The organism is Flavobacterium keumense, from assembly GCF_029866485.1.
GTDB lineage: Bacteria > Bacteroidota > Bacteroidia > Flavobacteriales > Flavobacteriaceae > Flavobacterium > Flavobacterium keumense.
In genome coordinates, this window is the sequence record NZ_CP092332.1 from 319,489 (window position 1) to 334,448 (window position 14,960).

Below are 14,960 nucleotides of genomic sequence, written 5' to 3' on the forward strand. Positions count from 1 at the left end.
TAATGTTTCTTTATGTAATTACAAACTTTTTAATGCTCTTTTTATAATGGTCTCTACAGAAGCATCTGGATCTTCCTTGATAATCTTTTCGACTATTTTTTCAGAAGATTTACGAACAAACCCCAATACCTCCAAAGCAGATAACGCTTCATCACGATTTGTATTGTTCTGCACCATAGAAACTTCATCTAAATCATATAATTTAATGACTTTCTCTTTTAAATCCAGAATAACCCTTTGAGCTGTTTTATTTCCGATTCCTTTTATGGATTGAATGGTCCCTACATCCCCTGAAGCTATTGCTTGAATTATTTGTTTGGGTTCTAATGACGAAAGCATCGTTCTAGCTATACTTGCCCCGATTCCAGAAACCGACAAAAGCATTTTAAAAATTTCTCTTTCTGATTTTTCAACAAATCCAAATAAAGTATGCGCATCTTCCTTTACTTGAAGATATGTAAATAATTTAATTTGATCTGAATTCGGAAGTAAAGAATAAGTATGTAACGAAATATTAATTTGGTATCCAACTCCACCGCAATCAATTACAACTTCGGTGGGTGTTTTCTCTACTAATTTTCCTTGAATATGTGCTATCATAATTATGTGGGGGATAAATTATTATCTCAATTTAATTGTTTTTTTGTTTTTCTTGAGCGTCAATCACTGCAATAGCAGCCATGTTAACCATTTCTTCTACACTAGCTCCTAATTGAAAGATATGAACTGGCTTACCCATTCCCAACATAATTGGCCCAATAGACTCTACACTATTCAACTCTTTCAATAATTTATAAGTTATATTGGCCGACTCTAAATTAGGAAAAATTAAGGTGTTTACTTTTTTACCCGCCAATTTAGAAAATGGAAATTTTTTCTCCAGCATCTCTTGATTTAAAGCAAAATCAGCTTGAATTTCTCCATCTACTATCAAATCGGGATGATTTTTATGCAAATACGCCACTGCTTCTCTCACTTTTGCTGCACCTTCATTGGTTGATGACCCAAAATTAGAGAATGACACCATAGCAATTACAGGTTCAATTCCAAACATTCTTGCCGTTTTGGCAGTCATAACAGCAATTTTGGCTAAGTCATCTGCAGACGGATTAATATTAATTGCTGTGTCTGACAAAAACATTGGTCCACGAGCCGTCATCATCATATTAGTAGTAGCCACAATAGAAACTCCTGGCGCTTTATCTATTAATTGTAACATTGGTTTTACCACCGAAGGATAACTTCTCGAGTGTCCAGAAACCAAAGCATCGGCCTCTCCTTCATTCACCATCATAGCAGCAAAATAATTTCTTTCTCTCATTAATTTTTGAGCGTCTAACAACGAAATTCCTCGTCTTTGTCTTGTTTTCCAATACGCATTTGCAAATCGATTTCGTCTCTCTTCTTCCTCGGCAATTTTAGTATCAATAATAGTGACATCTGCATCAAAGCCTATTTCATTTTTTAATTCTAAAATTACTTCCTTATCCCCTAACAGAATTGGATAACCAATTCCTTCTTCGTGAACAATTTGAGCTGCTTTCAATACATCTAAATGATCTGCTTCAGCAAAAACAATACGTTTCGGATCTCTTTTGGCTCTATTGGTAATTAAGCGAACCATTTTATTGTCGTGTCCCAAACGCTCTAAAAGCGATTCTTCATATTCATTCCAATCGGTAATTGGATTTAATGCCACTCCTGAATCCATAGCTGCTTTAGCTACAGCAGGTGCCACCACAGTGATTAATCTTGGATCAAATGGCGAAGGAATAATGTATTCTCTACCAAAAGTCAATTTAGTCACTCCGTAAGCTATGTTTACTTGTTCTGGCACATGTTCTTTTGCCAAGGCAGCCAAAGCTCTAACCGCAGCCATTTTCATCGCTTCGTTAATTTTAGTAGCGCGAACATCTAATGCACCTCTAAAAATATATGGAAACCCAAGTACATTATTCACCTGATTAGGGAAATCAGATCTTCCTGTTGCCATGATCACATCTTTTCGGGTAGCAATAGCTAGATTATAATCAATTTCTGGAATTGGATTTGCCATAGCAAAAACAATTGGATTATCTGCCATTGTTAATAACATCTCAGGCGACATAATATCTCCCGACGATAATCCTAAGAAGATGTCTGCCCCTACTAAAGCCTCTGCCAATGTCATCTGTGGCATATCCTTAGCATATTTTTGTTGTAATGATGATAACGAAGGATTGTCTTTGGTTAACAAACCTTTACTATTAAACATCAATATATTTTCTAATTTTACTCCTAATAAAATGTATAAATCGGCACAAGCCAAGGCGGCAGAACCAGCACCAGAAACCACCATTTTCATGTCTTCGGCTTTCTTGCCTGCTAATTCTAAGGCATTAATAAGCGCTGCTGAAGAAATAATTGCCGTTCCATGTTGATCATCATGCATTACTGGAATATTCAATTCATCAACCAAACGACGCTCAATCTCAAATGATTCTGGTGCTTTGATATCTTCTAAATTGATTCCTCCAAAAGTGGGTGCAATATTTTTAACGGTTTGAATAAATTCTTCTACATTTTTGGTGTCCACCTCAATATCAAACACATCAATTCCAGCAAAAATTTTAAACAACAAACCTTTACCTTCCATCACTGGCTTAGAAGCTTCAGGACCGATATCTCCTAATCCTAAAACAGCGGTACCGTTTGAAATTACTGCAACTAAATTCCCTTTTGTAGTATATTTATAGACATCATTAATGTCTTTTGCAATTTCCAAACAAGGTTCGGCTACACCAGGAGAATAGGCTAAAGACAAATCTCTTTGTGTAGCGTATTTTTTAGTTGGAAGTACTTGAATTTTACCTGGCTGGGGTTTTGAATGATATAATAAAGCCTCACTTTTTTTATTATTTTTATCCATTTGGTTCTATTTTTCTAATTGACAAAGATAGAACTCTTGACCGAAATAGGAGAGATTAAGTTCATTCTTTTACAAGTAAGAGTACTATTTTCAAGTAAATGTCAAAAAAAACAGCTACAAATTACTGTAGCTGTTTCCTATTTTTTTTTAATTTTTTATTGTGTTATATACGAATTTAGATGATTAATCGTATCTTTTTGAATCTCAATAATAGCTTTTACAACATCACTAATTGAAATAATCCCAATTACCTTATCTTCTTCTAAAACAGGCAAATGTCTTATTTTTTTGGTATTCATCAACTCCATACAATACTCTAAAGTATCGGATGGTTTGACACAGATTACCTCACTTACCATAATTTCTTTAACTAAGGTCTCTTTAGATGATTTATCTTTCAAAACGATTTTACGGGCGTAATCTCTCTCTGAAAGAATTCCTTTTAAAATGGCATCTTCAATTACGAGAATTGCACCTATATTTTTTTCACTCATTACAGTTAATGCTTCATACACTGTATGAGATGAAAGGACAGAATAGACTTCCTTTCCTTTAGCATTTAGGATTTGGTTTACAGTCATAACAAGTATTTTTAGTGAACTATAAAGTTAAAAAAAATGTTCAAAAAAACAACTTTTAGAAGCTTATTTAGCTACTTCTGCCCCTAAATACTCCTGAATATTAATCCCTTCTGGAAGTCTTCCAACGTTTTGTAATTTTAAAACGGCTAATTTTTGGGCAATCGTAATCGTTTCCTCAAAGTCTTTTCCTAACAAACGGGCATACAAAAATCCAGTCCAAAAAGCATCTCCTGCTCCTGTGGTGTCTTTAATATCATCTATTCGAGTGGCTTGTTGATGGAACATTCCGAATTCTTTATCAGACAAAACGACTCCATCTTTACCTTTGGTCAAACAAATAGTAGAAGCACCCAAATCATGGAAATAGTCAAAAATATAATCTTCGGTTTTTGAAGCGGCAAAAAGGCGGTAGCAATCGTCTTCACTCAATTTTACCAAAGGATTAGTTGACAAATACTCTCGCAACACCTGTTTGGCTTCTTCTCTGTCTGGCCAAATTCGTTCCGAAAAGTTAATATCAATACTGGTTTGCAATCCTAAAGCTTTGGCTTTTTTGGCACTTTCTACAATCGTAGTTCGGGCTGGATTTTTGCTTAAAGCAAAACAAGTAGTATGAAAGATTTTAGCCCTTTCTAACAATTCATCTGGAATTTGAGAAGGTAAAATTTGATAATCAGCCTCTCTGTACGGAATAAAATCAGGTGTTCCTGTCGACTTTGACACAAAAATTACCGAAGTAGGTTCTGTTTCTGATTTTCGAACCTGAGATGTAATTACATGGTTATCTTTTAACTTTCGAACGATATATTCGCCCAAGCCATCTTCACCACAGGTTGCTACTATAACTGACTTTAAGCCCAAACGGGTGGCATTTACAGCAACGTTTGTTGGTGAACCTCCCAGAAAGCGGTGGTAATCTTTGGTTCTATTAATTGATGTATTTACTTCATGGCCTATAAAATCTATAAGCACTTCTCCTGCACATATAAGGTCAACTGTTTTTTCCAATTTAAAATTATAAAGATTAAAAAATTTATACTAGTTACTAATGAGAAACTTTCTTTGATTTTATCAAGAGTGTGCAAAGTGCACCTATAATTAACAAAACCCCAGCAAAAACTATAGCTAATCGAGCATCATTATTTAAGAAATTTTTCAAGACATATCCAAAAGTAAGATTCTGAATAATCATTGGAATTACAATCATCATATTGATAATTCCCATATACACTCCATATCGCTCCTTAGGAATATTATTAACAATGATTAAATACGGAATACCCATCATACTCGCCCAACCAACACCATAACCGATAATAATTGCAAAAAACAAATATTGATTATGTACAGTCGGAAAAATGATAAAACTTAAACCTGCTAAAACCAAACAAGCAAAATGCACTAATTTTGGGCTGTACTTTTTAGCTAATTTAGCCAAGTAAAAAGCAACTGAAAAGGTAATTATAAATCCAAAAGCTCCTATCAACCCATTCCATTCAACTGCATTTTCATAAAGAGATTTATTTTTTGGGGTCGTATTCCAAACCGAAAGCGCAATACTTTTAGCATTATTTTGCCAGTAACACATTAAAGCATACCACTGAAATAAATATACTAAAAATAACTGCCACATTACTTTAGGCATCTCCAAAACCGCTTTATAAATATCTATAAATGGTGAGAATATATTTAATGGCTCTGCTTTAAGTTGAACTAACTCTTCTTGTGTTGGTGGTATTTCGGGAGTTTTTTTCATACTCCACCAAATAGAAGTGATGGATAATACTGATCCAAGAAAAAAAGAGGCATAAATCCAATTAGGCAAAGAACCTGTATATCCAACAAAAACTATTGGAAATAAGAAAAGTGAAATATAAGACAAAAACTGTCCAAAACCAGTAAAGAAACTTTGCGCTTGAAAACCTGTTGGCTGTTGTTCTTCGTCTAATGTATCGGCAACAAATGCGCGATACGGTTCCATAGCGGTATTATTTCCAACGTCTAATAATAATAATAATCCCGCCGCCATCCATAATGAACTACTAAATGGGTATAGCAATAATGCCAAACTACAAATCATAGCGCCTATAAAAAAATAGGGTTTGCGTCGTCCCCAACGTGGGTGCCATGTTTTATCACTCATAGCCCCGATAATCGGTTGAATTAACAATCCAGTTAATGGTCCTGCAAGGTTCAGAATAGGGATTTGATCTGGATTTGCACCTAAAAAATCATAAATAGGATTGACTGCACTTTGCTGCAAACCAAAACTATATTGGATACCAAAAAATCCAACATTCATATTAATTATTTGCCAGAAACTTAATTTTAATTTTGTACTCATCGGGTTTGGTTTATTTGGTTAGTTTATAAAAATAGTCTGAAAATAACAATCTAAAGGGCTAATAATACAAAAAACGTTTTCGTTTATCGCGAAAACGTTTTCGAGTTGACTAATTTATCAAAGAAAAATAGTCTTATTTTGAAGCGAAAGGGATAATTATTTTTGTTTCCCATTCTAATTCATTTCCTCCATTAAATGGATTGGCTAAGAAGTTTTCTAGAACTCTATTTTCTAAATTAATCTGATTTCTTTTAGCGTAATCTATAAGAGCAAACCAAGCCCTATCAGAAGTTCTAAAATTTCCATAATAAGTGGCTTTCAAGCCTTTAATAGAAGGTATAGCCTTAAATTTCACTTTAGCATCTGGCACTTGGATGGCTTGTTTAGAGACTGGAAAACAATAATTAAACTCTAATGTTTCTTTATCTCTATTCCAATTAGTGACTTCAACATAAGGCTTCCCAATAATTTTAATATTATTTTTTTGTAAATAGCCTGTGATATAACCATCATTACTTATCATAGTTTGTGCTTTTTCAGACATAATACTAGTTAACTTAATATAGGCTACATAATCTGATTTTGAAGAACCCTCTCCCTCAACTTTTACCTTAAAAGCTTTCAAATGCTGTTCCAGTCCATTCTTAAAATCTGTTACTCTAGCAATCTGTTCTTTTTTGAAAGGAGTTTCAATAAAAGGAGCTGTTAAGCGATTATAGAAACTATGACCTAATTCTTTAATCCCAATACTAACTTCAGAAGTCGAATCATTTATAGCATTAATCTCCCAATTATACTCCACTTTACGATCCCCTTTTGAAAATTCTAATTTTAGTTGTTCATATTCTTTTTTTTCTAAAATAGCTACTGTCTCTTTACCAACTCTATTTTGGTTAAATGCCCATTCCTGAACACCTTGAGAGATAGTTCCTGTAGCTGTTTTAGCTTTAAAAGAAATTATATAATCAGACTGTTTGATTAAAAAATACCACCCTAATAGAGCACTTAAAATTATAACAATTGACCATTTAATTTTAGCATTCATTGTTTTAATTGGATTTATTTAGTTTTAAAAAAATTGATTTTACTATTGATAAAATTACCTAGGTTAGTTCCTTGAACCACTCCATTTTCAATTGCAGCTCTGTAATGAATTCCTCCATATAATCTACTTATCGAAGCCTCTGAAGCTGCTTGTTTAAAAGATTTAAAATTTCTTTTAGGCAATCCAAAAGGAATTTCCGAATCGTCAGTGTAGCTGAAATTATCCCCAAAAATACTGGTCAAAATAACCGAAGCACAAGAAGAAGCTACAGAATGCCCACTTGTGTATTCAGGAAATGGAGGTGTTTGCAATTGTGGTCGCCAATTTTCATCAATATACAAATTAATATACGTTTCTGGTCGAATCACATTCGTTCTGTATTTTTCATGCCAACAGCTTATAAAACTTTCAAAAATTCCAATAGAAGTTTTGGTGTTGACAAAAACAGCTGTTTCAAAATCAGATTTTGTTTTCTTCAAAGCAATTTTTGCAATATTAATCCAATGCGCATCTGGTGAGTTTTTCTTTTTGGCAAACATCATGTGGCCTTGAGTTACTGTTGCATACGGATTACAATCCCAAAAAGTGGCTATTGCTGATTCTTCAGGAATTTGAGTGGATTTAGTATTCTCAAATTCCACTAATTTTTTAGAAATCATATTCCCAACATCATAGGTTTCTTTAGCTTCTTTATAAAACAAAGAGTTCTTATCCGTTGAAAAAGGATGTGGTGCTTTTGGTTTAAATTGCGCTGCAGAATCCATCACTAAAGTTCGTATCTCCCCCCAATGCGGTTCAACCCCATCCATATAGGCAGGTGGAGTAGGTTGCCATCTACCAGGTTGATCGGTATGAACAGAGTATTTAGGGTAGGTTCTTGTTTGTTTATAATTGTCTTTACCCATCCATATTTTAATTCTATCCACGACCTTTAAGGCGTATTGTTTTGAAGCATCAAACTCTTTTTTATTTTCATCATTCCATTTTGCATACAAGCTATCTCTATACTTCTCCAATGCCTCCTCTGAGAATATTAGTAATTTGCTTACCTCCATATGTGCAATTAATGCTGCTAAATTTTTATTTACACCACTATTAACCTCTAATTCCGGAATAGAATCTAAACCATGGAGCTGTCCTTGTAAACTTTTATACTTAGCACTATTCTGCGCAATAATTTCATAAGCAGCTATATTAGGATACACGTATACTCTAGCAGCTACAGGTGGAGAGAAAATATCATGAACCATAATACCGGTTACTGTATCAACAGCTGCACAATAATCATCTGTAGTAACCACTATAGGTTGTTCTTTTTTACAAGAAGCGAATACAATCGCTAGTATTCCAAAAAGGTAAATTTTAGTTTTCATTTTTTAAAAAATATATAGTTTACTTCTTACTCATTGGTAGTGCATACACTTCCGCTTTTTTATTATTTATTGTTACCAAAAGATATTTTTCACCATTCATTGTAATGATATTTAAATGTCTTACCTCTTTTTGAGTTAAATCAATTCCTATTTGATTCCCTAAATAAGTTGTCTTTTGATCTTTAATCAATGCACCTGAAAAACCATCAAATCGACTATGATACGGGGTAACCCCAAAATAATTTCCTGCTGCAAAAACTTCTTCTTTTCCATCTCCATCAAAATCACTCTTGACAAAACATGTGATTGGAGCTACTTGCAATTTATTTGAAAATGGGACAAAAGTAAATTTTCCTTTATCATTACGTAAATAACCTGATTTCAAATTGTGCACTTCATACAAAGTGGCTTTTTCAAGCATATTGGAATCAAAAATTTCATCCACTGTTTTTCCTGCAAATGATTTATACGTATTAAATTTCTTTTTTAACATTCCACTAAACTCTTCAGCCAATTCATCTAACCCCATGGTTGGATAATACTTCCCATTTTTTTCTATTGTAACAATGGTTTCAAATGTCCCATTGGTATCAAAATCATCATAATACATCTTCATTGGAAATGTATCCGAAGCTTTAAATTTAGAATTCATTCCCCAATTTCCTATTATATAATCCTGGTCACCATCGTGATCAATATCAAACTCAGCAATAGATTGCCACAGTCCATTTTGATTACCAGACAATAAAGTATTGGTTACCTCTTTAAATACACCTTTTGTATTAGCAAAAAACTTCGGTTTCATCCATTCGCCCACCACAATCAAGTCTTGGTTTCCGTCTTTATTGAAATCGGTAACTATTGCATCTGTTACCATTCCAATTCCTTCAAAAATCTTGGATTGTACGGATGTAAAAACTCCTTTGTTATTAGCAAACAAATAACAATTTGGCATTCTACCAAAACTATTTGATTTAGAATTATTCCCAATGAATACATCCAAATCACCATCTTTATCGAAATCAATTATTTTGATAACCGAAGCATTCATTGCTTTGGTGTCTGGGAAACTGGTTTTTAATAACGTATTGCCTGAATACAATCTATGAATTAAATTGGCTGCATACTGCCCACTTCCAGAAGCTACAAGCAAATCATTTTGACGATCATTATTCAAATCAGCAATCACTGCTGAAGCATCTTCATAAATCGAATCTGAAACTATTGAAGAAAATGATTTTCTAATAAATCCACTTCCATTTTGAAGATAAATTGCAGCTTGTTTTCCTTGAGCTCCACCGAAGAAAATATCGCTTTTCCCATCATTATTCAAATCTCCAACTACTGTTGCTGGCCCTCTATCGGAACGTTGATACGGAATTAATTTTTGAGCTGTAAAATCTACAAAATCATTTTCCTGATGTATAAAATCTATTCCTAAATTGGTTGCTGATTTTTTAAAAATAGGTAAAATTCTAGGATGTAATTTAGCATAATTGAATGTGTTACGAATCTTATTCGGCTGAATTGTCAGCGTTTGATTTGTTTTTACATTTTTAAGAGTTTGGTATGTTTTATCCGGCCAAATAATTTGAATTGAATCTACTTGACTTATTTTTCCATAACCAAAATGAACAATCGGTTCTGAACTGGATTGAAAACCTCGAGTAGTTTGAATTTCTTTAAATTGCTTTTTTCCTTTGACATACGAAATTACTTTACTTCCAACTGCAAAAGTATTCTTTCCTCCAAAACGCAATTTTAATTTTAAATAATGTGCTTTCTCATCCGTCTTATTGCTATAAATAGAAGCTACACTATTCAAATTATTGGTCACAATATCTAAATCACCATCATTGTCCAAATCAGCATACGCCCCTCCATTAGAAATAATGGAATCATTTGTGATCCATTCTTTAGATTTATTAATAAACTGTAAATTTTTTCCTCCTTGAAATACATAGTTAGAGACATTTCCTTTTGGCATTTTTTCCAATGCCTGTTTGTCTAACAATTTAGTAGCATTTAATTTTGTTTTTATACTTTGATTGGAATAATACTTGATGTAATCCAAATCGTTAGGACGTTTAGGTATTCCATTACACACAAATATGTCTTGCTCTCCATCTTGATCATAATCTGCAAATAATGCACTCCAACTCCAGTCTGTTGCCGCTACACCACTCAACAATGCTTGCTCTGTAAAATGTTGCCCTCCTTGATTAATTTGCAACATATTTCTTGTATATTGGTAATGATAACCTAATTTTTCTATTCTATACTTTAACATCTGAGGATTATCATCTCCTGCTGAGGATTTCAATACCGTTTCATCCTCAGGTAACATATCTAAAGTCATCAAATCTGGAAATCCATCGTGATTGATATCGGCAGCATCTACCCCCATAGAAAAACGACTGGTGTGTCCAAAATAATTTTTCATGCTCTCTGTAAAAGTCCCATCACCATTATTCAAATAGTAATAATCATCCTCATGAAAATCATTACACACATAAATATCTGGATTACCATCTAAGTTAAAATCAGAGATTGCAATTCCTAAACCATATCCATTGGCACCACCAAAAATTCCAGCTTTTTCACTTACATCAACAAAATGGCCATTGTTATTTTGGAATAATTTATCCCCAGTTTCATAATTTCTTTTGTTTCTAATGTCAGCTTTTCCATAAGAGACTTCAGAATGAACTGCGTGGTTTAATAAATACATGTCCAAATCGCCATCATTATCATAATCAAAAAAAGCAGCAGATGTACTATAATTATCTATATCCAATCCATATTCTGAAGCACTTTCAGTAAAAGTATTATCCTTATTGTTGATATATAATTCATTATGCCCTTCAAACCCATGAATTCCAACCACAGCACAAACATAGATATCTAAATAGCCATCCCCATTTACATCAGCCATAATAGCTCCCGTTTGCCAATCGCTTTTTCCTTCTACTGCTGCTTTTACCGAAATATCTTCAAAAGTATTGTTGCCTTTATTAAGGTATAATTTATTTTTCCCTTGATTTGATGTAAAATAAATATCGACTAATCCGTCATTATTAATATCCCCTAAAGCAACTCCACCTCCATTATAATAATAGAGGTAATCCAATATAGAAATGTTTTTTGACTCATCTAGTTGATTTGAAAACTTCACATTACTAACATCTGGTGACAGTTTTTCAAATAATTGATTTTCAGTCTTTGAACAACCAATAAATAGCAATGCAGCTAAACCTATTGAAATAAACTTATTCATTGCTACTATATAATTTTGGAGTAGAATTATTTATAACCGCTAGTATAGCAGTGGTATTGTTTTTATTTTTAATGGTCTTTATTTTTTGAACTTCTCCTGTAATAAACAATCCGGAAGTAGCATTTGGCAACCAAGTAAAATTACCTTTTTTATTTCCTATCAATACACTTCCATGATTAGCATCTAAACGACCAAACTGTGGTTTAAAATCATATTGATTGCCTCCAAGAATAATATCCAAAATACCATCTTTGTTGACATCCATCACACAAATCGCATTGACGGTAGAAAATTGTACTTGAGATGGTAATTTTTGAATTGCAAACTGTCCATTTCCTTTATTCATCGCAACTACACTTTCTTGAATAACCGCACTTTTTTGGATTGAACTAGCGATCAACTCAGGTTCAAAAATTTCTTGAATTGATTTGACTGCATAATCAGTATAACTTAGGTTTTTCTTTTTAATAAAAGGAATTTGTTTTGCTAGTTCTTGTTTCAAATTAATTGGTTTATCCTTTCCGTCTATAAAACGAGTCGTAATTTGTTCAATTGTTCCATTACTATCAAAATCGTTGGTAAACAATTTCATCGGATTTTTAGCCGTAGCTTTATAAGGCGTATTTGTTCCTTTATTACCTAGAATAAAATCTTTTTTACCATCATTATTCAAATCTACACATTGCACCGAGTTCCAAAAACCTGAATAATTTGTCAAATTAGATTTAAAAGGACTTAAACGTCTACCAGTATTTTTAAAAATTTGCGGTGCCATCCAATCACCAACAACAATTAAATCTTTTTTACCATCGCTATCAACATCTTCCCAAACCGCATCGGTAATCATTCCTACTGAGTTTAGTTTAAAGGCTTTCTTATCAGTTACATTACTGAAATTTCCTTTCCCATCATTTTCTAACAACACATGTTTTGGGTCAATTCCATACACTCCAGGTACACTTCTACTTCCTATAAAAACATCAATATCGCCATCATTATCAAAATCAGAAGGAGCAATAACCGACACATTCGTTGTGGCAGAAGGGAGTGTTGTAATTGATTTCATAAATAAACCTTGTCCATTGTTCAAATAAAGACGATTGGCATACAGTGTAGGACTAGTTCTCTCATTTCCGCCTGAACCTACTAACAAATCCAAGTCTCCATCTTTATCAACATCCAAGAAGCTTGCTGCGGTATCTTCAAAACCAGCATCAATATCCAGGGCTTTTTGTGCGGTAACACTAAAACTATTATTCCCTTTATTGACATAAATTTTAGCTGATTGCCCTTTGGCTCCGCCAATAAATACATCTTCATTTCCATCTCCATTAATATCTCCAACTGCTAATGAAGGACCTTCTTGCGAAAGCATTTTAGATATTAAACCTTCATAATCAAAATCAATAAAATCATTTTCCTTATGTGCAACAAAATTTGATTTCAGTTCTTTAAACAAAGGCTTTGGCTGAGTTGTTTTAACAACATAATCGGATTTCGCATCAACAATCGACAAATTAATTGTTGTGTTTAAAGCTACTTTTTTAATCGTTTGTGATTTGCCATTCGGCCAAATAACTTGTAATGAATCAATTTTTTTATTCCCCAATCCAAAAGTCATTACATAATCAATAGAAGACTGAAACCCTCTTGACGGAATCAATTCTTGACGAATAATCTCTTTGCCCGAATACAACTCTACTACACTACCTACTGCAAACGTATTTTGTTTGTCTCCTTTCAACTTTACTTTCACAAAATGATTGGTTTTGTTCTTTTCTGAATTATTTCGATAAACAAATGATTGCATGTTGACATTATTAACCACCAAATCCAAATCCCCATCATTATCTAAATCCCCATAAGCAGCTCCATTAGAAAAACTCGGTGTTGCTAAGCCCCAATTTACTGCAGTATTAGTAAATGTTAAGTCATGGTTGTTCTTGTAAGCATAATTCGGAATTGGAGTACTTGGCATTTTACCAATAATAGTTTCTATATCTTCTTTTTGTCCAGTGACCACCATTTTTTGCATCACCTCATTAGCAAAAAAATCCATAAAATCTTGATTAGTCAAATCATTATAAATGCCATTACACACATAAATATCTTTATAACCATCATTATCCATATCAAACATCAAAGCCCCCCAACTCCAATCTGTTTTCCCAACTCCAGCAAAATGAGCAATTTCTGTAAAATAAGCCCCTTCATTAATGTGCAAGGCATTGGCCATATATTGATTAAAAAAATCCATGTTCAGCTTTCGTCTTAATAAATCATAATTATCAAAACTAGTGGTTGTTTTCAATCGCTCATCCCCCTCTGGTAACATATCGGTTGTAAAAATATCTGATTTACCATCATTGTTGATGTCTGCTAAATCGGCACCCATTGAGGATTGACTAATATGGGTTGCCCATATCTGAATTTGTTCAGAAAAAGTGCCGTTTTTATTATTAATATACAAATAATCCCTTTCATAAAAATCATTAGAAACATAGATGTCTGGATACAAATCTCCATTTACATCCCCTACTGTAACTCCTAGTCCAAACCCTATTAAACTGCCATAAATACCCGAAGCCTCGCTCACATCAACAAATTTACCGTTATCATTGCGTAATAATCTATCCCCTCCTCCTTTTAAAATATCGGCTACATCCCAATCTTTATCACGTAATTCCCTCTTGTTGGAATAATTCAATGAATTTACAGGTATAAAACTATTGTTTAATATATAGCAATCTAAGTCTCCATCTTTATCATAATCAAAAAAAGCAGCATGAGTAGTTATTCCTGTATCGGCTAAATTATATTCTTTCGCTTTCTCTGTAAATGTAGCGTTACCATTATTGATATACAACTGACTTTTTCTAATAGCGTCTATATTACTCCCTGCGTCGCACACATAAATATCTAAAAAACCATCACCATTAATATCCACCATTACTACTCCTGTTGACCATGCTTTTTTGCCAACAATTCCTGATTCTTCAGAAATATCTTCAAACTTCAAATTGCCTTTATTTAAGTACAATTTATTTTCTCCTTGATTGGAGGTAAAAAAAACATCCGCTAAACCATCATTATTAATATCTCCTATGGCCACACCTCCTCCATTATAAAAATTACGGTACTTGAAGATGTTCATATTCTTACCGTTTTTTACTTCATTAATGAAATCAATACCCGTATCTGAGCTGTCCAATGGAGTAAAAAGAGTGTCAGAATTTCCTTTTGAACAACTCACAAGTATTCCAAAAAGAATAAAAAAGAAAATGCGTTTCAACATGACAATATTCATTTATTTTAAAATCAAAAATATAGCGAGCAATTTATGGATTATTCAGTATATAAAAAAATTTAAACCCTCATAAATCAAGCTATTTTGTGAAATTATTGAAATAAAAAAGAGCCGTAACGGCTCTT

9 protein-coding genes are annotated in these 14,960 nt (G+C 33.2%); all 9 read right to left on the bottom strand.

Annotation, left to right across the window (positions count from 1 at the left end; all coding sequences use genetic code 11):
- Positions 1 to 18: 18 nt before the first annotated feature.
- Positions 19 to 600: a Holliday junction branch migration protein RuvA gene (gene ruvA / locus MG292_RS01400; RefSeq protein WP_264534474.1), complete on the bottom strand. Its 582-nt coding sequence runs from the start codon at positions 598 to 600 to the stop codon at positions 19 to 21.
- Positions 601 to 631: 31 nt separating this feature from the next.
- Positions 632 to 2,908 (bottom strand): NADP-dependent malic enzyme, encoded by a 2,277-nt coding sequence (locus MG292_RS01405; protein WP_264534473.1) that lies wholly within the window; start codon positions 2,906 to 2,908, stop codon positions 632 to 634.
- A gap of 155 nt (positions 2,909 to 3,063) precedes the next feature.
- Positions 3,064 to 3,489 (bottom strand): CBS domain-containing protein, encoded by a 426-nt coding sequence (locus MG292_RS01410; RefSeq protein WP_264534472.1) that lies wholly within the window; start codon positions 3,487 to 3,489, stop codon positions 3,064 to 3,066.
- A 63-nt stretch (positions 3,490 to 3,552) separates the two neighbouring features.
- Positions 3,553 to 4,497 carry a carbohydrate kinase family protein gene (locus tag MG292_RS01415; protein WP_264534471.1) on the bottom strand — a complete coding sequence of 315 codons (945 nt, stop codon included), beginning with the start codon at positions 4,495 to 4,497 and terminating at the stop codon, positions 3,553 to 3,555.
- A gap of 37 nt (positions 4,498 to 4,534) precedes the next feature.
- Positions 4,535 to 5,833 carry an MFS transporter gene (locus tag MG292_RS01420; RefSeq protein ID WP_264534470.1) on the bottom strand — a complete coding sequence of 433 codons (1,299 nt, stop codon included), beginning with the start codon at positions 5,831 to 5,833 and terminating at the stop codon, positions 4,535 to 4,537.
- A 133-nt stretch (positions 5,834 to 5,966) separates the two neighbouring features.
- The gene (locus MG292_RS01425) at positions 5,967 to 6,878 is read right to left on the bottom strand and encodes a GyrI-like domain-containing protein (RefSeq protein ID WP_264534469.1); all 912 of its coding nucleotides are present in this window, start codon (positions 6,876 to 6,878) and stop codon (positions 5,967 to 5,969) included.
- Positions 6,879 to 6,892: 14 nt separating this feature from the next.
- The gene (locus tag MG292_RS01430; RefSeq protein WP_264534468.1) at positions 6,893 to 8,251 is read right to left on the bottom strand and encodes a vanadium-dependent haloperoxidase; all 1,359 of its coding nucleotides are present in this window, start codon (positions 8,249 to 8,251) and stop codon (positions 6,893 to 6,895) included.
- 19 nt (positions 8,252 to 8,270) lie between these two features.
- Positions 8,271 to 11,528, bottom strand: coding sequence for a VCBS repeat-containing protein (locus tag MG292_RS01435; protein ID WP_264534467.1), 3,258 nt, complete (start codon positions 11,526 to 11,528; stop codon positions 8,271 to 8,273).
- Positions 11,521 to 14,835: a VCBS repeat-containing protein gene (locus tag MG292_RS01440; protein ID WP_264534466.1), complete on the bottom strand. Its 3,315-nt coding sequence runs from the start codon at positions 14,833 to 14,835 to the stop codon at positions 11,521 to 11,523. The genes MG292_RS01435 and MG292_RS01440 overlap by 8 nt, the downstream gene beginning before the upstream one ends.
- Between the last annotated feature and the right edge of the window lie 125 nt (positions 14,836 to 14,960).